The following is a 19,859-nucleotide window of genomic DNA, read 5'->3' as shown; positions in this document are numbered from 1 at the left end:
GTGATCCGTCGCGCCGCCGTGCGATGCGGCGATCTCGCGAAGGCAGGCGAAAGAGGCGGGCTGCGAAACGGATGAAGCCCAGGGCGATCCTCACACTCGCGGCGCTTTCCATCCCGGTCGGAGGCGTCGCGGCCGACGGACCCCCGACCGATCCAGCCCCCTCGCGCGCCGAGGCTCCCGCCGGCTCGCTCGACGCCCGCTTCCGCGACCTCGAGTCGATGAACCGGGCCATCCTGGAACGTCTCGACCGGTCCGAGCGCGACCGCCGGGCCGCCGACGAGCGCTATCGCTCGCTGGAGTCGAAGTACGAGGAGCTGCGAGACCGCCTTGAACGCCAGGACGGGCGGAACGCGGACGAGGGGTCGCCGGCGACGGACCTCGAACCCCTGCTCGGCTCGGAGGGATTCCGGGATTCGCCCTCGGACCACGACGAATCGACGGGCGACCAGGCGGACGAGGCGTCGGACAGGCCGACGTTCCCGGAGCTTCCCCTCCGCGCGGCCTTCGGCGAGGAAGGGGTCGCCCTGCGGTCGTTCGACGACGAGTACCAGCTCCGCTTCCGCATCCTGGATCAGACCGACTTCAAGCTCTTCTCGCCGGGCGACCAGATCCCCGCGTCCAGCGGCCTGTACATCCCCCGCGTCCGCATCTACTTCGAAGGCAGGCTGACCCGCCTCTTCGACTACGAGGTGTCCATCCAGAGGAGCGTCGAGGGAGTCTGGGACCTGCTGGACGGCAACGTCGACGTCAACATCGACCCTCGATTCCGGATCCGGTTCGGCCGTACCCTGGTCCCGTACAGCTATGATTGGTACGACCACCTGGAGCAGTACTTCATCACCCCGGAGCGTTCCCTCTTCCCGCTCAATTTCGGGCTCTCTCGGTCGGCGGGGCTGATGGCCCACGGCCTGCTGTTCGACGACCGCATGGAGTACGCCGTCGGCGGCTTCGACGGCCACCTGACCGGCCTGGCGGACGAGAACACCACCCGAGACGCCGTCTCCTACCTCAACTTCAAGCCGTTCCTGAAGACCGAACGGTTCCCCCTGCTTCGCGACTTCAATTTCGGCTTCTCCGGATATCTGGGAGAGCAGGTCGTCCCCCAACGGCCGCTCCCCTTGCGGACCTCGCTCCAGTCTTCCGAGAACGACGAGGCCGCCCGCCGCGCGACCTCGCTGTTCCTGGATTTCGAGGAGGACGCCTACCTCAGCGGCGACCATAGCGCGATCGCCGCGCATCTCGCCTGGTACGTCGGCGGGATGTCGTTCGAGGCCGAATGGCAGGGGAGCCGCGACCACTACACCCGAAGCGGGATGCCGTTCCGGCTGTTCTCGGTGCCGGCGACCGGCAGCCATATCACGCTCGCCTACTTCCTCACCGGCGAGAAGGTCCGGGATCGAAGCCGGGTCGACCCGCTCCGCCCGTTCGATCCGACGCGGAACTCCTGGGGTCCCGGAGCCGTCGAGCTGTTCGCCCGGTTCAGCGAGCTTCGCCTCAGCGACGAGGTCTTCCGCGCCGGGCTTGCCGACCGCGAGAAATGGACGAACGGCCTGGCCCTGACCGACATCGGCCTGAACTGGTACCTCACCAGCTACCTCAAGATCTATCTCGACTGGCAACGCTCCTACTACGACTCACCCGTCGAGCTCAACCCCCATCTCCACAGCCGGATCAACGACCTGTTCTGGATCCGCGGCCAGCTCTATTACTGACCCCGCCCGGGGGCCGGCCCCAAGGTTGCCGCTTGTGCTTTCGGATGGTTATCCGATAATTCAAGTGCCTGAGGCCGGCGACGGGCGTCTCGGAGCCGCCCCGTCGCGCCTCGATCACGAGGAAGACGCCGTTGAGCCGAAACACCGAGCCGCATGAGGCGATCCGGCGATCCATCCTCGAAGCGGGCCGTTCCCTGAGCGCCGTGGAAATCCTGGAACTGGCCCGGAGGGACGTCCCCGGCCTGGACGCGGCGACGGTCCAGCAGGTCATCGAGAGCCTGCTTGAAGAAGGAACCCTGATTCCCGTCCGGATCCCGGGCGCGGCCGACCGATACGATCTCCGGGACGCCGCCTCGAAACACCACCATCACTTCATCTGCAGCGCCTGCGGCCGCTCCTTCGACGTTCCAGGCTCCTCGGTGGGCTTCCAGATCCTGACGCCGCCGGGATTCGTCGTCGGCAGCCATGACGTGGTACTCTACGGCTGCTGCGATCGGTGCCCTGCGCCGGCGTACGACTTCTAATACATCCCCCGAAAGCGATCGAGGCCGACCCTATGAGCCGATTCGAAGGACCCCGACGCGCCCTCGTCACCGGGGCCACCGGCTTGCTGGGCAGCCACCTCGTCGCCAGGCTGCGCGCCCGGGGCGACCACGTCCGCGCCCTCGTCCGTGCGTCCAGCGACACGACCTTCCTGGACGAACAGGGAGTGGAGCCGTCCCAGGGCGACCTGCTCGACGTCCGCGCCGTGGAGCGAGCCCTCGACGCCGTGGACGTCGTCTACCACTGCGCGGCGAAGGTGGGCGACTGGGGAAGCTGGAGCGAGTTCCAGGTCGGCTGCATCGACGCCACGCGCGTGCTCGCCGAGGCGTCGGCGAAGGCCGGCGTCGGTCGGTTCGTCCACGTCAGTTCCACCAGCGCCTACGGCCATCCCCACGACCGCGAGGAGCCGATCCTCGAGTCCCACCCGCTCGGCGAGAACATCTGGGCGCTCGACTACTACACCCGGAGCAAAGTTGAGTGCGAGCGGCTCCTCTGGAGGATGGCCGAGACCGACGGACTCCCGCTGACCGTCGTCCGGCCGAGCTGGATCTTCGGCGAGCGCGATCGCACGACCATTCCCAGGCTGATCCGGGAGTTCCGCTGGGGCCGGGTCTCGATCGTCGGCAAGGGGGACAACCCCCTGAGCGCCGTGTACGCCGGCGTGGTCGCCGACGCCATGATCCTGGCGGCCGACGACCCGGGCTCGGTCGGCGAGGCGTACAACGTCACCAGCCATTCGGAAATCACCCAGCGCGAATTCCTCGACATGCTGGCCGACGCGGTCGGCGTCCCCCGCGTCACCTGGCGCTATCCGTACTGGTACGCCTTCTACGGCGGCTACGCCCTGGAACTGCGGGAGCGCCTCCTGCGGAACCCGAAGCCCCCCCGCGTGACGCGGTACGGCGCCTGGCTGCTGGGGCGCCGACTGAGCTACAGCACGGAGAAGGCCCGACGAATGCTGGGCTGGACGCCCGCCCTGACCTATCAGGAAGCCATTGAGCGCACGGTTCGCTGGTTCCTCGACGACGAGGAGGCGCGCATCCCCCGCCGTCGCACGCCGACCCTGGTGGCGATCCGTCGCGCCCTGTCGCCGGGGGGAATCAGAACGGCACGACCGGAGCGGCCGACTTCGTCGCCGGGCTCGCCGGATTCGACGCCGGCCGCGACGGCGACGACGGCGGAGCGCTAGCCGGGACCGGGACCGCGATCTCCGGCGCGGGGGCGAGCCGTTCGACCTGCAAGGCGCAGCGGAATCCGACGTAGGTGAGCCGCTTGTCCGGCGCGATCGGTTCGCGGCTCGACGCCGCGCCGAGCTTGCCCCCCTTCACCACCACGTCGTAACGACCCGTCCGAGGAGGAGCGGCGCCGGCGGGGTCGTCGACCACCCGCCCGGCCAGCGAGCGATAGTAGTTGCGGTCGAAGGCGTCGGCCGTCCATTCCAGGACGTTGCCCGCGAGGTCGAACACGTCGTAGGGCGAGCGATCCTCCGGGAACGACATCACCGCGTCGACCTGGCGCGGGACGCGCTTCCTGGAGTAGTTCGGCGGCTCGTCGCCCCAGGGATAGAGGCGGCCGTCGGTGGTCCGCGCCGCGGCTTCCCACTGCGCCTCGGTCGGCAGCGCCTTGCCGGCCCACTCGGCGAAGGCCATCGCGTCGGCCTGGCTGACCAGGACCATGGGCATCGCCTCGGCCGCCCTGGCCTTCGCCTCGTCCTTCTCGTCGATCGCGGGCCAGTTCCCGCGATAGCGGGTCTCGGAGACGAAGCGGCGGAACTGGCCGACGGTCACCTCGTGGCGGTCGATGTAGTAGGCCCCGAGGCGGACCTTGTGCTCGGGCGAGGCGAACTGCGGGTCGCGTTCCTCGCCCATCAGGAAGACGCCGCCGGGGACGAAGACCATGATCGCGCCGTCGCGGTCGCCGACGATCGCCAGGGGCCAGCCGCTGGGATCGACGCCGGCCTCGGGACGGGCCGCGAAGCCGGGCGGGAGCCTCCGATCGGGAGCCTCGCCGGGCGATGCGGGCTGGACCGCGACCTCGCCGGGGGCGGGAGGAACGACGAGGGTCTCGGCCGGATTGACCGGCGGCGCGAGCCGGGCGTCGCCGCCGACCTGGGCGTTCGGCGGTCGGGCGTCCACGACGGCCGGCGGAGGCTCGGGCGCGGCGGGGGGCTGGGGCGCAGGCGCATCGGCCTTGACGGTCGGGCCGTCCAGGAACAGGGGCAGGTTCTGCGAGGGCCGCTCCAGGGCCTCCTGCGCCTGGGCGGCGGTCCGGGTCTTGGGATACGCCTTCTTGAGCTGCTCCAGGAGGGCGATCGCCTCATCGGTGCGGCCGTTCCTGGCGGACTCCCGCGCCCGCGAGAGCATGGCGCGGGCCTCGAAGTCCAGGTCCGGCTTGGTCGGCGGGGGGGCCGCCTCGACGACGTAGCCGTCGTCGGGGGGGAGGTCGTCCATCGGGAACGGGTCGTAAAGGAAGAGGCTGTAGACGATGTAGACCGCCAGGCCGACGACGAAGACGAGCATCCCGCCCGTGGCCAGCCGGACCCGCTGGCGGGTCTCGTACGTATCGAAGACAGGGGTGTCCTCGATCAGGACTTTCTTCTCCCCCTTCTCGTTCAGGTCGGGCTTGGGTTTCAGCCCGGTCTTCCGGGTCGATCCCCCTTCGGCGGCGGGTGCGCCCCTCCGCGACGGCGGCGGCGGGGGCTCGGCGGCCCTGGGTTTCGGGCTCGCCGCCGGGCGTACGGGTGCGTCGTCGGGTTCGGACTTCCACATCCGAGGCAGCGGCTGTCCCGGGACTCGCGGGGCCGTGGGCTTCGGCGGAGGCGGCGGCTCGGAATCGAGCCGATCCGGCTCCGGAACGTCGGCCAGATCGTATTCGTCCGGTGCGTCGCCGTTCATGATCCGGGGTTCCCTGGTAATCGTCCGGGAGAGGAATTGGGGATTCCTCAAGCCTACTCCGTGACGGCCACGCGTGACAGGCGGAATCGCGGGACTCCACGGGAGTTCGGGCCGCGTCGCTTCGGACCTCGGTGGTAGAATGGGCCATCGATCGATCCGACGACGGGAGGCGAGGTCCATGCAAGAGCGAAGGTTCGGGCGGCTGGGATGGCGAGTCAGCGAGGTCGGATACGGCATGTGGGGGCTGGCCGGCTGGACCGGCAACGACGACCAGGAGACCACCGCAGCCCTGGAGCGGTCCGTCGCCCTGGGCTGCAATTTCTTCGACACCGCCTGGGGATACGGCGAGGGCCGAAGCGAGCGGATCCTCGGCGACCTGCTCAAGCGGCATTCCGAGAAGCGGCTCTACGTCGCCACCAAGATCCCCCCCAAGAACTTCCAGTGGCCGTCGCGCCGGGGGATGACGCTCGACGAGTGCTTCCCGCCGGACCATATCCGCGAGTACACCGAGAAGTCGTTGACCAACCTCGGCGTCTCGACGATTGACCTCCAGCAGTTCCACGTCTGGGAAGACGCCTGGGCCGACGACGACCGCTGGCTCCGCACCGTCGAAGACCTCAAGCGCGAGGGGCTGGTCCGGGGCTTCGGCGTGAGCGTCAATCGCTGGGAGCCGACCAACGTCCTGCGCACCCTGCGCACCGACGCCATCGACGCGGTCCAGGTGATCTACAACATCTTCGACCAGGCCCCCGAGGACGAGCTGTTCCCCCTCTGCCGCGAGCGGGACGTCGCCGTGATCGCCCGCGTCCCGTTCGACGAGGGGACGCTCACCGGCACCCTCACCAGGGAGACGAAGTGGCCCGAGGGGGATTGGCGGAACACGTACTTCGTCCCCGAGAACCTGTCGCGGAGCGTCGACCGCGCGGAGGCCTTGCGTCCCCTGGTCCCGGCCGGAATGACGATGCCGGAACTCGCCCTGCGGTTCATCCTCCAGGAACCGACCGTCTCGACGATCATTCCGGGCATGCGGAAGGTCCGCAACGTGGAAGCCAATCTCGGCGCGAGCGACGGCCGACGGCTCCCGGACGACCTGCTGGCCGAGCTTCGCAAGCACCGATGGGATCGGACGCCGACCTCCTGGTCGCAGTGACGCGACTGCAGGATCCGAACCTTCGCCTTGACCGATCCCGGGCGTTCGACCACGATCGCCGCCGCGTGGAGGATCCGCGCCGATCGCAGTCGATCTCGCCCGGTGGTCGCAAGGAGGTTCACGGATGCCGCTCTTGACCGCAATGCTCATGGCCGCAGGCGTCGGGATCGGACAGGCCCACACCCCCAGCAAGCTCGCCGAGGCGGCCGTCGCCGAACTCTCCTCGAAGACCACCGCGGCCGCCGAGCCTCCGCACATCGCATTCGAGATCCACGACCTCACGGCCGCGAACCCCGACTGGCGCGGGAAGATGCTGGCCAAACTCCAGCCGATCGCGCGGCGGGACGGCGTCGCCGTCTGGGCGCTCGACGCCGACGGCGTCCGCGAGCTGGTCGCGACCTGCCAGTCCGACCCCCAGGCCCGCGTCCTCCAGGCCCCTCGCATGGTCGCCCGGCTGGGCGACCCCGTGCGGATGTCGAACGAGGACGAGACCCACTACGTCGCCCACCTGAACCGGGTCTCCGACGGCCCGCCGAACGAGGGGACCCACATCGCCTTCCAGCCCGTCGTCGACCAGATCCACGACGGCGTCCGCGTCGAGCTCTCCCGGACCCGGATGAAGGGCCCGGTCCTCTTCGCCCACATGATCGTCCAGCACAACAAGCTCCTCGGCTTCGTCACCACGAGCTACAAGGAGAGCGTGACGAACCCGGAGGCCGACCCCGAGGTCGTCAAGACGTCGCTCCTGGGCAAGCTCCGGCCCGAAGCCGCCGACAAGACCGCCATCGCCGGCACGATCCAAGTCCCCGAAGTCTCCACGCGACGCATCGAGGGAGACTGGATGATACCCTCCCAGGGGGGCCTGGTCGTCAGCCTGGGCCCGCATTCCCTCGGTGTCAGAGGAGTCGGCCGCAAGCATTACGAGGAGCGCCTGATCGTCGTCACCGCGCGCCCCGAAGCCGTCGTCGCGACCGAACCCTCCGCGCCCACGCCGCCCGAGAAGTCCTCAGCGAAGGCCTTGCCCGGCGCCGAATAATCTTATCTGCTCCGACCTAGCGTCCCCGACCGGCGAGAAGCCTCGACATGCGCCCGTATCTGGATCTGTTGAAGGACGTGCGCGAGAACGGCCTGCGCAAGCCGACTCGGGCCGTCCTGCGCTCGACGGGCGAGAAGGTCGACGCCCTGAGCGTCTTCGGCCGCCAGATCCGGTTCGACCTGGCCGACGGCTTCCCCCTGGTCACGACCAAGAAGACGGCGTTCAACGCGATCGCCCACGAGCTGATCTGGTTCCTGCGGGGGTCGACGAACATCGCCTACCTCCGCGAACATGGCGTCACCATCTGGGACGAATGGGCCGACGAGGAGGGCGAACTGGGTCCGGTGTACGGCCGGCAGTGGCGGTCGTGGCAGGCCCCGGACGGTCGCGACATCGACCAGATCGCCGAACTCGTCGCCGGGATCAAGGCCGTGATCGCCGACCCGACCGCCTCGGTGGGACGGCGGCTGATCGTCTCCGCCTGGAACCCGGCCGAGATCGCCGAGATGGCCCTCCCCCCCTGCCACACCCTCTTCCAGTTCAGCGTCGCCGCCGGTCGGCTCTCCTGCCAGCTCTACCAGCGCTCCGCCGACCTGTTCCTGGGGGTCCCGTTCAACATCGCCAGCTACGCCCTGCTCACCCACCTGACGGCCCACGTCACGGGATTGGAGCCCGGCGAATTCATCCACACGTTCGGCGACGCTCACATCTACACCAACCATCTAGATCAGGTCGACGAACAGCTCGGGCGCGATCCCCTGCCCCCGCCCCGGCTGGAGATCGACGCCGGCGTCCGCGACCTGGCGACCGTCGAGCGGTCCCAGATCCGGCTGGTCGGATACCAATCGTGGCCGGCCCTGCGGGGAGAGGTCGCGGTCTGACCGCGAAGGAGCCGTGATGGACGTTTCCTTCGTGGTCGCCATGGCCCGGAACCGCGTGATCGGCCGCGACGGGGCCCTCCCCTGGCGGCTCCCGCGCGACCTGCGGCACTTCCGCGCCCTGACCTGGGGCAAGCCGATCATCATGGGCCGCAAGACCCACGAATCCCTCGGCCGAGCCCTGCCGGGCCGGTTGAACATCGTCCTGTCGCGAGGCTCGTTCCCGCACACGGCGGAAATCCAGGTCGCGCATTCGGTCGAACAGGCCCTGGAGCAGGCCCGGCTCGCGGGGGCCGAGGAAGCCATGATCATCGGCGGCGGCCAGGTCTACGAGGCATTCCACGCCCTCGCCACGCGGATCCACCTCACGCTCGTGGAAGGCGACTTTCCCGGCGACACGTACTTCCCGTTCGACCCGCTCGCCGCGCCCGACTGGCGGGCCGTCCACGACGAACGATGGGAGGCCGACGCATCGAATCCGTTCGATGCGTCGTACCTGGTCCTCGAACGCGGCTCGGGCCCGGCCGGTTCGGCCGACGCCTAGAAATCGACGTCCTGGCGGGCGATGGAGACGACGTCGCCGTCGTTGACGACGTAGACGACCCGCTTTTTCGCGCTCTTCCCCTTCTCGTTGACGAGGGTCAACTCGACCGGCCACTGGACGCCCGCGCCGAGGGGTTGGCCCTCGCCCTCGATCCGGTAGTCCGTGACCTTGGTCCCCTTCTGCCAGTCTCGGTCGAGGACCTGGACCGGCGGGGACTTCGCGGAGAGGTCGGCCTGCGCGCCGCCGGCCTTCCAGGCGTCGAGCGCGGCGGCGAGGTGGACGCGGGAGGCGGCCGGGTCGGTGGGCGACGGGGCCGCGTCGCCGCATCCCGCCGCGCCCCAGGCGGCGGCGACCAGGGCGACGGCCCAGGAGGATCGGACGATTCGTCGAACCTTCATATCAAGAATCCTCCGGCCGAATCACAGGGCGTCGCTGCTGATGATCTCGCCCATGTTGCGAGAGCCCATCGCGCGCCAGGTCTGGATGTTGACCGAATCCTTGACGAACTTGACCGAGCCGTCCCCCAGCAGGACGTTGACGCCGCCGGGGTGCTTGCTGTTGGCCGTGGTGGCGATCCGCAGCGGCGGGAACATGCAAGACCGGCTCTGGGGCGGGCCGACGTGGTAGTACGAGGTCGTCGAGTGGTAGCCGTAGAGCCAGGGGGCGCCGACGTCGGAAAAGCCCTGCTTGGAGAGGTCCTTCCAGTTCATCTCGCGGCAGGCCTGCACGGCCTCGTCCTGGGTGGCCGGATAGGCGCCGGGGTTGAACGTGTCGCCGTGCTCGCTGGCGATGGCCTGGCTGAAGTCGCCCAGGATGTGCTCGCTGAACATCGCGGTGTTGGACGTGCCGTCGCTGAGTTCGGCCATCCCCTTCGCCTCGTTGGCGAAGAAGACGCCGTCGGGGCCGCGGAGGGCGGCGTTCACGCCGGTCGGGTCGGACTTGCCGTGGCCGAACAGGAAGTTCGACCCTTCGCTGGCGCGGTAGTTGGTCCCGGCGTAGCCCTGGGGCACGGTCGTCACGGCGTCGGACGGGCAGAGGAACGCCGAGACCAGCGTGGCCCTCGCGGTCTTGTTGCCGTCGTAGCCGCCGTTGTTCGGGTCGGGGTTCCAGGTCAGGTTGAAGTTGATCGCCTGATACAGCGGCGACTGCTCGACGAACGGCAGGATCTGGCTGTGGGGCGAATAGGCTTTGTTGATGCTCACGGCAGAGCCGGCGACCTCCACCACCCGACCCAGCGGGAACTTCTGGTGGGTGTCGTGGTAGTTGTGGACCGCCAGGCCGATCTGCTTCAGGTTGTTGACGCACTGGGCGCGGCGGGCGGCCTCGCGCGCCGCCTGGACGGCCGGCAGCAGCAGGGCGATGAGGACGGCGATGATGGCGATCACCACCAGCAGCTCGATCAGCGTGAAACCACGGCGGCGAGACGTTGCGAGAGCGGTCGTCATGCGTGGAGCCTCCGGTCTAGGTTCTGATGAAGGGATGAAATGATTCGGATTCAAGGTCTCGTCAGAACTCCAGGGGGAGTCCGGCGGCCTCGGTGACGCGGCCGAAGAACGAGGCGACGGTCACGAAGTAGACGACCTCGGCGGTCTCGCGGTCGTTGTAATGCTTGCGGACGGCTTCGACGTCGGCGTCGGTGACCATGGCCGGGTCGACGGTCAGCTTCCTCGCCAGGTGGAATGCGGCCTTCTGGCCCGGCGTGAAGCGGTCGTCCGGGGCGTCGAGGGCGAAGATCGCGTCGTCCGACTGGCCGAGTTCCTGGAGCCGCTTCTTGGCGTGCCCGAGCGCGTACCAGGCTCGGTCCTGGCGGGCGGCGATCCAGGCGATCTGGGCGCGAAGCGTCGGGTCGAGGACGCCCTTGTCGGCCGAGGCCCCGGCGGCGAGGCTCACGATGCGGGCCTTGCCGGCCTCGGGGAAGTTCGCGAGGAGGCGGACCCAGTTCGGCAGCGGGGCGGCGGACCAGTCGTCGGGGAGGATCTTGCGGGCCTTCTCCTCTTCGACCAGCGGCAGGCGGGGCTTCCGATCGCGGGCCGCGGCCAGGCGGGCCTCCACGTCCGACCGCGACTCCAGCGCCGGGCGGTTCGCGGCCGAGGGCTTGCAGACGGCCTGCGCCGCCGCCCGACCCGGGTCCAGCGGCGCGACCAGGCTGGGGAGCTCGCGATAGGCCGCGGCGGTCGGGGTCAGGTAGTCGCGATGGTCCTCCTGGGGGATCGCCAGGCCGCCGGTCCAGCGGGTCATCGCGCAGTAGTTGCCGGTCGAGAAGATCATGTCGAGGATCGCGAGGTCGTCATGATGGCCGCGCAGCGCGTCGAGGTCGGCGTCGGCGATTTCCTGGGGAGCCTTCGCCAGCGTCTTCACGAACGCGAACGCCGCAGCGTCGGCCTGTGGGAACGCCGACCAGTCCGTGTCGAGCGCCGCGAGCTGGTCGTCGGTGACGCCGGCCGCCTTCAGTTTGACCTCCTGATGGCCGAGGCAGTAGTAGCAGTTGTTCGCCCTCGCGACGAGCCAGAAGAACATGATCCGCACCGTCGGGTCGAGCGGCATCGCCGGGTCGCCCGCGCCCATGCGGAGGATCGATTTGGGGTCGGTCTTTCCCACGTCCGACGGCCGCACGTAGAACTCGCTTCGGAACTCGGGGGCGAGATAATAATTGCGCATCCGGCCGTTGTTGACGATCCCCGCGAACACGCCGCGCTTGGGGTCGGCGGCGGCCTTCTCGGCGCGGGCCTTGTCCTCCTCGGTCAAGGGGGGGAGCGGCAGCCGGGGCTTGCTCTGCTTGGAACCTTCGAGCACCTGCTTCAAGCCGGGCCGCGTGACCGCCACCGGCGAGGGAGCGGAGGGCGATTCGTCGCCGGCCGTCGCGTGCAAGGTCGACAGCGCCGCCAGGACCGACGACGCGGCCATGAGTCGTCTCGTGATCATGAGAAGACCTTTCAATCGGAATGTTCGGGGATTCGGGGAACGGCGGTCGCGCACGCTTCTTGGGGCGCGACGGGGCGTCGTCGGGGCCGGTCCTCAGGCGCATCGTCGAGCCGGTTCGCCGCGACGCCGCGAGGGCGTGGACTGCGAACGGGCGGGGGCGACGCGACGGGACGCGGTGGTCGGCCCGCGCGTTGCATCTCCCGACTCGAGAGGGCGCGGGGCGCGATCCGGGCGTGAGGGGGCCGAGGGATCGGCGACGGTCAGCGGGGGGGGTGGAAGATGAGATCGCGGCGGAGGATCGGGTGGAGTTCGACCGAAGCAAGGATCGTCCGCGAGCGGCCGGGGCCGAGGAGATCGGCCCGGTCGACGGCGTGGGCCCAGAGTTCGACGCGGAGGTCGACGCCGCCGCTGAAATCCATGCCGCCGGAGTTGATCGGCTTGGAGCAGAAAGCCCCGGTGCAGCCGCCGGGCTTCAGGGGGGCGTCGCCGAACTCGGCGGCCGCGCGGGCCGCGTCGATGAGATCGGGCGAAAGCCCGAGAACGTCCGTCGTCTGGTCGCTCCCCCGATGCGCCAGTCCCACGCAGCCCGCGCGAGCGTTCGACGGCGAGGCCAGGGCGAGGGCCCCGGCGGCCAGGAACACTCCCAGGCGGAGCGCGAACAGGGATAGGCTGGCGCGTCGGTGCGTCATGTATTCGGGATCGTCGCTCGCGGGTTTGCGGCCCCGTCATGGAAGGGAGACGGGCGGGGCCTGACCGGATCGAACCGTTCTGCGAACTTAATCTATATCCCGACGACAGGTTAGTTCAAGGCGCAAGTCGAGATTTCGTCGCGTTTTCAGGACGAAGGAATTCAGAGCGGCCCCGAGGGCTGGGAGCGGCCCGAAGCCTTCGCGGCGGGGGCCGGGCCGATCGAGACGACCTGCGCGGGCTCGCGGCCTCCGCCCGCCGAGCACTTGCCGCAGGCGGCGCCGCAGCCGGCCGACTTCTCGCCGGCGACGCCGCGCCAGACGAGGCTGATCAGGTAGAGGGAGGCGCCCAGGACCACGCCGATCGCGACCGCGTCTTGCCAGCCCATTCCGCGCCTCCTCGCCGGGCCCTCACGAGCCGAGCCACGTCCCCACTTGATAGGTCAGGAAGGCCCCGATGTAGGCCAGGATCGTCATGTAAGAGAATGAGAGCGCCGGCCAGATCCAGCTCCCGGTCTCGCGCCAGACGACCGCCAGCGTGGAGACGCACTGGGCGCAGAGGGCGAAGAAGACCATGATCGAGAGCGCGACCGGGATCGTGAACAGGGGCTTGCCGGAGTCCGGCCAGGTCGCCGCCTGGAGGGCCTGGGTGAGCCGCTGCTCCCCCTCCCCTTCGGCCACGTCCTCGCCGACGTCGAAGATGACGCCGAGGGTCGCCACGACGACCTCGCGGGCCGGGAACGAGGCGATCGCCGCGCTGCCGATCCGCCAGTCCCAGCCCAGCGGGCGGACGACCGGCTCGATGACCCTCCCCATCCGGCCGAGCAGGCTCTGCCGCTGCTGGGCCCCGGCGATGTGGTCGTCGGCGGCCTGCACGGCCTCCTCGGCGTCGGCGGCCTGCGCCTCGTCGCCCGCCGACCGCGCCGCGTCCAGCTCGCGCCCGGCCTGCTCCTTCACGGCGAGCATCGGCGCCAGGTCGGCGTCGGAGAGCCGGGGGTAATACAGCAGGCCCCACATCACGATGGAGACGGCGAAGATGATCGTGCCGGCGTTGTAGAGGAAGTCCCAGCCCCGTTCGAGCATCCGTTTCACGACGACGACCGGCGAGGGCCACTGGTAGGCGGGCATCTCCATCAGGAAGATGGGAGTGGCGCCGCGGAGGAACGTCCGCTTGAGGATCAGGGCCACGGCCGCGGCCACGACCACCCCCACGAGATACATCCCGACCATGGTCAGCCCCTGGAGCTGGACCCAGCCCCCCAGGTACGCCCGCTTCGGGATGAACGCGCCGATCATCAGGACGTAGACCGGCAGGCGGGCGCTGCAGCTCATCAGCGGGGCGATCAGGATGGTCGTCAGTCGGTCGCGACGGTTCTCGATCACCCGCGTCGCCATAACGCCGGGGATGGCGCAGGCGAACGAGGAGAGGAGCGGGATGAACGACTTGCCGCTCAGGCCGACGTGGACCATGATCCGGTCCATCAGGTAGGCCGCGCGGGACAGGTAGCCGCACTCTTCCAGGACGGCGAGGATGCCGATGAGGATCATGATCTGGGGCAGGAAGATGACCACGGCGCCGATGCCGCCGACGATCCCGTCGACGAGCAGGCTGCGGATCGGCCCTTCGGGCATCGCCCCTTCGATCGCGGCCCCGACGGCCCCGATCCCGGCGTCGATCCAGTCCATGGGGATCGTCGCCCAGGCGAAGACCGCGCTGAAGGTCAGCAGCAGGACGGCGATCAGGATCAGCGAGCCCCAGAACCAGTGCGTGAGGACCGAATCGAGGCGGTCGGCGACTCGAGGGCCCGCCTCGACGCCGTGGACGACGACCCCCTCGGTCGCGTCGGCGATCCAGGCGTATCGCGAGGTCGTCTCCACCTCGGGCGTGCGGCAGCCGGCCTCGGCGAGCCGGTCCCGGACCTCCTGGACGCGGCCTCGAAGTTCCTGCCGCTCGGCCTCCGGGAGCCCCAGCGCCTCCTCGACGTACGAGCCGGCGTCCAGGACCAGGCGTTCGACCAGATATCGCGTCGAGTGGGCGCCGGTGAGGTTCGCCCCGAGCCGGCCGTCCAGATCCGCGGCCAACCTGTCGATCTCGCACTGGAACGGCTCGGGGAACAGGCCGTCGATCGTCGGTGGGTCGCTCACCCCCGCCCGCTCCACCGCATCCTTGAGGGCGTCGAGCCCCACCCGGCGCTGGGCCTGGACGGCGACGACCGGGATGCCGAGCCGTCGCGACAGGGCCTGGGCGTCGACCTTCGTCCCCTCGGCCTCGGCCAGGTCGTTCATCGTCAGGGCGAGGACGACCGGACGGCCCATCTCCATCGCCTGGCTGACCAGGTAGAGATTCCGGTCCAGATTGACGGCCGACGCGACGCAGATGATGACGTCGGGCGGCGGGACGTCGGCCCGACGCCCCAGCAGGACGTCGACCGTGACCATCTCGTCGGGCGAGCGTGGGGCCAGGCTATAGGTGCCCGGAAGGTCGACCAGCGACCACCGCCGGCCGTCGTGGGCGACCTCGCCCGTCCGCTTCTCGACCGTCACCCCCGGATAGTTCCCCACCCGCTGGGCGACGCCCGAGAGCGCCCCGAAGAGCGTCGACTTGCCGGTGTTGGGATTGCCCACCAGCGCAATCGTCCAGGTTGTCTTGTCCGAGGCGACCGCCATGGCAGGTTGATTTGGGTCCAAAGGGGAGGGAAGGACGACGAGACGGCGTCTCGCCGCCCGAGAAGGCGGGCGCGGGGCGAGGGCTCAGGAGGCCATCGCCGGGATGCGGACCAGGACGCGGGCGAGGTCGTCGCACCGGAAGCCCAGCCGCTGGCCGGCCAGGCCGATGATGCAGGGGCTCCCCTTGCGGATCATCTTGACCTTCGCTCCGTCATAAAACCCCATCTCGCGGAGTCGATGGACCAGATCGACGTGGCCGAGCACCTCGCCGACGCACCCGGTCTCGCCGACCCGGAGCAACGACAAGGGAACCATCTCCCCCGTCTCCTCTCCCTGAACCGCAAGCGTCTGCGCCTTCATGCTTGGACCTCGACCCACAGGATGCGGAAGAAGACTCGCCCCGGATCCCGCCCCAACGCGTGCGCCGAACGGGAGAAGACCTGCTCAGAATCGACCTCGACATTGAGATTGAATCTCAACAACAGATTATAACCGCGACGACGACGGATGACAATCGGTTTCGGAACCCAGTGCGGATCGTGGGTCCTCGCGACACGGGCCGAAGACGACCCACGGCACTCAAAGTCCGAACTCCAGGCGTGTGGGGCCACCCGAAGCCGGGAGACAGACGCCGTCCCGGACGGCCTTCCACCGAGCATCCGCCAGACGCGGGCCGGTCAGGACTTGAGCCTAACTACAACGCCTGCCGCCGAGGCCCCCCGCCTCGGCCCCGACTCCAATAAACGACGAAGGGGCCGAGGCGATGATGCATGGGCCGGCCTCCGCATCCGGTCGGTTTTCCACGCTCAGGCACCGTGAACGTTCACGCTGTAGATCGAGAAGTTGTTCGTCGGATTGATGCGAGATCGGGTCATATAGATTCGCACATACCGTCCTCCCGCCTTGAGATTCGCGTGTTCCACGACGCCCCCCGTCGTGGCCCCAACGACGTCCCGAACCATCGTCCAGTCGCTTCCGTCGTCGCTCACCTGGATCTGGTAGTCGACGCCGAAGGCGGCCTCCCAATTGAGTCTGACGCGGTCGATGTCGAATCGGGCACCGAGGTCGATCACGAGCCACGCGATCTGATTGTTCCGGGACCACTGCCCACTGGACCAGCGAGTCGTCTCGTCGCCGTCCACGACGTTGCCGGGGCCGAACGAGGAGCTTTCATTGATCAACGACGTGACGCTCTTGCCGCGGGCGAGGTCGATATTCGGGATCACGACCTCGACGCCCCCGACCTTGGGTTGGTCGGGTTGACCGGTGCCGTCGAAGTTCACGACGATCCTGCCGAGGGAATCGGCCGTCGCGTCGATCTCGCGCACGACCGCCTTGTATTGGCCCCCAGCCGCGGCGAGGATGTCGAAATGATCGAGCGCGAGCGATCCATTGACGGCAACGTTGAACGTGCGCTGGCCGGGCGCCGTCCAATAGTTCTCGGCGAAGTGGAGACGCACCTTGTACTTGCCGCCGGGTGCCAGCCCCGAGATCGTGTACGTGAAGTTCCCGTTTCGCTCGTTCTGATAGATCGACTGGGGGGCGGGGTCGACGACGGCGCTCACGTCGATGAACTGTCCGGTGGAATAGAAGTTGCCGCCGCTCGCGTGGGCCGCGTCGTCGCCCCACCCCGCGACCGTCGCCGAGCCGGCCTTGACCGCGAGGACCCGAGAGGTCTGGAGAGCGATCTCACCCACCTGGATGACCGAGCCTCGGTCGCCGTTGGCGTCCTTGCCGGCGAGGATGTCGTCGAATTTGTAGTATTTGAACGCCGTGGTGTTCGAGAAGCGATACGTCCGCGACGTGAAGTTCGCCGTGATCGCCTCGCCGCGACGCGAATCGAGGATCGTCCAGTTCGCGCCATCGTTCGACCCCTTGAGAATCCAACTCTCCGGGGCCCGAGTGGGAAATGTGGCCGTGTCGTTCGCGCTGGTGATCGTGTACTGCGTGACCACGTGCGCCGCCCCCGCCGCGAACTGATACTGGATCCAGCTCGAACCGGCGAAGTCCAGCCACTTGGTCTGGGCCGTGCCGTCGAACGCCTGCGCGGCCCCCTCGCCGCCGCCGGGGTTGCTGCCGCGAGCGGTGACGATCCCAGACGGAACCACCCGATTCGCGAGCATCGGAAGCTTCGCCATCGCGTGGATCGAGCTTATCACCACCGGGGGCGGCGTCGGCGCGTCGGTGTAGGTGATGTTGATCGTGAAGTAGCGTCCGGTCTCGTTCTGGTAGGGCTGGATGTACAGGTCGGCCGTGGTTCCGTTGCGGACCAGAACTGCCTTGTCCGTCGTCCCCGTGTCGCCGAACCACCAGGTGCCACCGCCCTGGCCATCGATCTTGACCTTCGAGATCGTCTTCCCCTCCGGAAGCCCCGAGAGCACCAGATGGACATCCTGGAAACCGTCCGGGCCCGTCGAACTCGAGCCCGAGCCGATGAAGTCGCGCCCGTCCTGCCCCCGAGAGAGCCCGGTGACGAGGGACGCGCCGGGCAGGTTGATCGTCCGCAATGGAGACCCCACGCCGTCGACCAGCGCCGCCGTCACCAGGATCGTCCCCTCGCCCCCCGCCGAGGCGTCCGCCCACCAGTTGTTTTGCGTGGTCAGCCGCAAGGCGCCCGGAGTGATCCAGGGATGGGCGCTCTGGGCATAATCCTTAAGGCCGATCTGCATCCCGGTCCCGGAGCCTCCCTCCCGGATGAACTTGTTGTTCGTGAACCTCCCCGTGAGGTAGGTGCGTCCGACCGTCGACGCCTTGTCGTGCGAAACCCCGATGACCCCCGTGTTCCCCCGGAACGTGTTGCCGTCGACCGTCAGGTCGAAGACGGGCATCAGCATCTTCCCCCAGATCACCTGGGAGGGATTCGAGCCCGGCGGATATTCCTGGGTTGCGTCGGCCTGGATTCGAAGGCTGTTGTTGCCGACGAAGGTGTTGTCGAGGACGCGGGTCCCCCAGGCGTTGTTCGTGATGACGAGGCCGACGGTCTCGTTGTGCCGCCCCGTCGTGTCGATCTCGTTGCCGCGGATGGTCGCGTTGACCAGCCCTCGTCCGATCGAGATCACGTAATCGCCCAGCGGCAACGGCTCGGTAAGCAGATACTCCGTGTCGCTGAACTTCGCCGCGATCATCCGCCACTGGCCGGCGTGGACTCCAGTCAAAATCGAGACGACGTCGCCGGCTTCCGAGACGGCCCCCTGGACGTAGGGAACCCGGACCACGTAGCCATCCGGGGAGATCGCCGACGGCTTCCCCTCGAATCGCGGCAGATACTGCTCGAACAACATGATCTCGGGGCTATTTCCCCCGAGCGGGGCGTAATTGTCGGGGGGTTGCCGATCCCCGCGCGAACCTTGTTGTTCTCGATGGCGAGGTTGAACCAGCGGCCGTGGTCCGACGAGCCGAACGAGAAGAACCGCAGCGCGTAGCCCTCCGCCTCCTCCTGTCGCAGATCGTTGCCCCGGATGACCACGTCGTGAAGGTGATAGCCCGCCAGGAAGGATTGAGCCGTCGTCCTCGCCACCGCCCCTAGATACTTGTTGTCGGCCACCAACCAGGGGCCGTGCCCCAGAACTACACTCCCCCCCTTCAGAACGTTGCCGGAAATGACCCCTGAGTCCTTGTCGTCGAAGTGCATCAGATCGAGCGCCTTCTGGTGGGGCTCACTGGGACCAGGCCGCGGAGCCTCGACATCCAGATTCGTGATCGACACATCAACATCCTGGTCGTCGGTTTTCCCCCGGATGACGGCCCATCCGTCCGGCGGCGAACCCAGAACGTCAGTGTATCCCTGAAACCGGATGGCGAAGCCGTCGAGCGCGACGTGGCTTGAATTCACGACGAAGGCTCCGGCGCTGCCGTAGTTCGTGTTGTTCAGAGCGAACGTCAGAGTCACTGTCACTCCCGGAGCGGCCTTGATGCGAACCGGGTAGTTGAGCGTGAGCGGCCCGTTGAATGTATAGGAGCCCGACTGAAGCTGGATCAGCGGCTTTTGAGCGTTCAACGCCGAGATCAGACTCGCCGCGCTGTTGACGTCCCAGGCGGTCTCTCCGATTCGCGAATCGGGATAGCGGCGGTTGATGTCGCTTTCCACTCCGGCGAAGCGGGCGAACGCCTTCTTGCCGTCGGCGAAGGTCAGAACCAGCGTGAGGTTCGATCCTCGCTCGTCGCGGACGGGGAGGAAGTCGAAGCGTCCCGCTCCCGCGTCGTACTTGAGTTGGTAAAGGTTGCCGTCGCTCAGGTCCATGTCCCAGGTCGTTCCGTGCTGGTTGCCGAGCCGGGCCTTCACGATCGCAGACGTCGTGGGCAGGCTCCCCGGAACGATCCGGATTCGGCTCTTCCCCGTGGCCAGATCCTGCGGCTCGCTGTACGCCTGGAACTGAGGCTGGTTCGCGTTCGCGACGGCGGGCATGGCGGCCGTCGCGCTCGTCACCGAGGTGACGGTGAATGTGACGCGGTGCGGCTTGTCCTTCCGATTATATTGGATCGGATCATCTGGGTTTCCCGGTTTGCCGTCGGCGTAAGTCACGGTCAACGTGAACGTCTGATTCAGGAAGTTCTCGTCCGCCCCGACGAACAACTCGGCCGTGGAGCCGGTGACGCCGGTTCGATTGCGAAACTCGGCGGTCATGTGGTCTTCCACGGCGACGGCTTCATTCTTGTTCCACCCCCAGCCCCAGATTCGGCCTCCTGAAGGCCCCTCCAGAACGACCCGGCGGATATCGGAGGGCGAGAGGTTCGCCAACTGGATACGCACGTCCTGGACGCCGTCGGGGCCGACGTTGAGGCTAGGGCTCGTCCAGTCCTGCGCTACCTGCGCCAGCGACGTGACTT

The 19,859-nt window shown here is 68.3% G+C and carries 17 protein-coding genes; 7 read left to right on the top strand and 10 right to left on the bottom strand.

What is annotated here, in order from left to right:
* Nucleotides 1–71: 71 nt before the first annotated feature.
* From VT85_RS14105 to VT85_RS14095, 3 genes are all read left to right on the top strand, one after another.
* Nucleotides 72–1,712: a porin gene (locus VT85_RS14105; RefSeq protein WP_068416266.1), complete on the top strand. Its 1,641-nt coding sequence runs from the start codon at nucleotides 72–74 to the stop codon at nucleotides 1,710–1,712.
* Between the two features lie 131 nt (nucleotides 1,713–1,843).
* Nucleotides 1,844–2,236, top strand: coding sequence for a Fur family transcriptional regulator (locus VT85_RS14100; protein ID WP_068416263.1), 393 nt, complete (start codon nucleotides 1,844–1,846; stop codon nucleotides 2,234–2,236).
* A gap of 32 nt (nucleotides 2,237–2,268) precedes the next feature.
* On the top strand, nucleotides 2,269–3,444 hold the full coding sequence (locus VT85_RS14095) for an NAD-dependent epimerase/dehydratase family protein (protein WP_082858596.1): 1,176 nt from the start codon (nucleotides 2,269–2,271) through the stop codon (nucleotides 3,442–3,444).
* Here VT85_RS14095 and VT85_RS14090 read toward each other — a convergent pair.
* Entirely contained in the window at nucleotides 3,356–5,149 is a 1,794-nt protein-coding gene (locus VT85_RS14090) for an SUMF1/EgtB/PvdO family nonheme iron enzyme (RefSeq protein ID WP_068416262.1), read from the bottom strand. The two genes, VT85_RS14095 and VT85_RS14090, sit on opposite strands and share 89 nt — an antisense overlap.
* 178 nt (nucleotides 5,150–5,327) lie before the next feature.
* Here VT85_RS14090 and VT85_RS14085 point away from each other — a divergent pair, with 178 nt between their 5' ends.
* From VT85_RS14085 to VT85_RS14070, 4 genes are all read left to right on the top strand, one after another.
* Nucleotides 5,328–6,299, top strand: a complete 972-nt coding sequence (locus VT85_RS14085) for an aldo/keto reductase (protein WP_068416260.1) — start codon at nucleotides 5,328–5,330, stop codon at nucleotides 6,297–6,299.
* A 124-nt stretch (nucleotides 6,300–6,423) separates the two neighbouring features.
* Nucleotides 6,424–7,335 carry a hypothetical protein gene (locus tag VT85_RS14080; RefSeq protein ID WP_156512869.1) on the top strand — a complete coding sequence of 304 codons (912 nt, stop codon included), beginning with the start codon at nucleotides 6,424–6,426 and terminating at the stop codon, nucleotides 7,333–7,335.
* Between the two features lie 47 nt (nucleotides 7,336–7,382).
* Nucleotides 7,383–8,216 (top strand): thymidylate synthase, encoded by an 834-nt coding sequence (locus VT85_RS14075; RefSeq protein ID WP_068416253.1) that lies wholly within the window; start codon nucleotides 7,383–7,385, stop codon nucleotides 8,214–8,216.
* 16 nt (nucleotides 8,217–8,232) lie between these two features.
* Nucleotides 8,233–8,757 (top strand): dihydrofolate reductase, encoded by a 525-nt coding sequence (locus VT85_RS14070; RefSeq protein WP_068416248.1) that lies wholly within the window; start codon nucleotides 8,233–8,235, stop codon nucleotides 8,755–8,757.
* On the opposite strand, the gene VT85_RS14065 is transcribed toward VT85_RS14070, so the two are convergent.
* The 9 genes from VT85_RS14065 to VT85_RS29205 form a co-directional block, all read right to left on the bottom strand.
* The gene (locus VT85_RS14065) at nucleotides 8,754–9,155 is read right to left on the bottom strand and encodes a hypothetical protein (RefSeq protein WP_068416247.1); all 402 of its coding nucleotides are present in this window, start codon (nucleotides 9,153–9,155) and stop codon (nucleotides 8,754–8,756) included. The two genes, VT85_RS14070 and VT85_RS14065, sit on opposite strands and share 4 nt — an antisense overlap.
* Nucleotides 9,156–9,176: 21 nt before the next feature.
* Nucleotides 9,177–10,202, bottom strand: a complete 1,026-nt coding sequence (locus VT85_RS14060) for a DUF1559 domain-containing protein (RefSeq protein ID WP_068416242.1) — start codon at nucleotides 10,200–10,202, stop codon at nucleotides 9,177–9,179.
* Nucleotides 10,203–10,263: 61 nt separating this feature from the next.
* Complete coding sequence (locus tag VT85_RS14055; RefSeq protein ID WP_068416240.1) at nucleotides 10,264–11,661, bottom strand: carboxymuconolactone decarboxylase family protein; 1,398 nt, start codon at nucleotides 11,659–11,661, stop codon at nucleotides 10,264–10,266.
* Nucleotides 11,662–11,939: 278 nt separating this feature from the next.
* Entirely contained in the window at nucleotides 11,940–12,368 is a 429-nt protein-coding gene (locus VT85_RS14050) for a hypothetical protein (RefSeq protein ID WP_068416239.1), read from the bottom strand.
* A gap of 161 nt (nucleotides 12,369–12,529) precedes the next feature.
* Entirely contained in the window at nucleotides 12,530–12,754 is a 225-nt protein-coding gene (locus VT85_RS14045; protein WP_068416234.1) for a hypothetical protein, read from the bottom strand.
* Nucleotides 12,755–12,776: 22 nt separating this feature from the next.
* Nucleotides 12,777–14,990 carry a ferrous iron transport protein B gene (gene feoB / locus VT85_RS14040; protein WP_231871378.1) on the bottom strand — a complete coding sequence of 738 codons (2,214 nt, stop codon included), beginning with the start codon at nucleotides 14,988–14,990 and terminating at the stop codon, nucleotides 12,777–12,779.
* A gap of 126 nt (nucleotides 14,991–15,116) precedes the next feature.
* Complete coding sequence (locus VT85_RS14035; protein ID WP_197490702.1) at nucleotides 15,117–15,347, bottom strand: ferrous iron transport protein A; 231 nt, start codon at nucleotides 15,345–15,347, stop codon at nucleotides 15,117–15,119.
* A 491-nt stretch (nucleotides 15,348–15,838) separates the two neighbouring features.
* Complete coding sequence (locus tag VT85_RS29210) at nucleotides 15,839–17,155, bottom strand: discoidin domain-containing protein (RefSeq protein WP_231871525.1); 1,317 nt, start codon at nucleotides 17,153–17,155, stop codon at nucleotides 15,839–15,841.
* Nucleotides 17,156–18,183: 1,028 nt separating this feature from the next.
* On the bottom strand, nucleotides 18,184–19,782 hold the full coding sequence (locus VT85_RS29205; RefSeq protein ID WP_231871377.1) for a hypothetical protein: 1,599 nt from the start codon (nucleotides 19,780–19,782) through the stop codon (nucleotides 18,184–18,186).
* Nucleotides 19,783–19,859 lie beyond the last annotated feature (77 nt).

Origin of the sequence: Planctomyces sp. SH-PL62 (assembly GCF_001610895.1) — a bacterium.
Classification (GTDB): domain Bacteria; phylum Planctomycetota; class Planctomycetia; order Isosphaerales; family Isosphaeraceae; genus Paludisphaera.
Note: the sequence above shows the minus strand (reverse complement) of the source record. Positions and strands in the feature narration are given on the sequence as shown.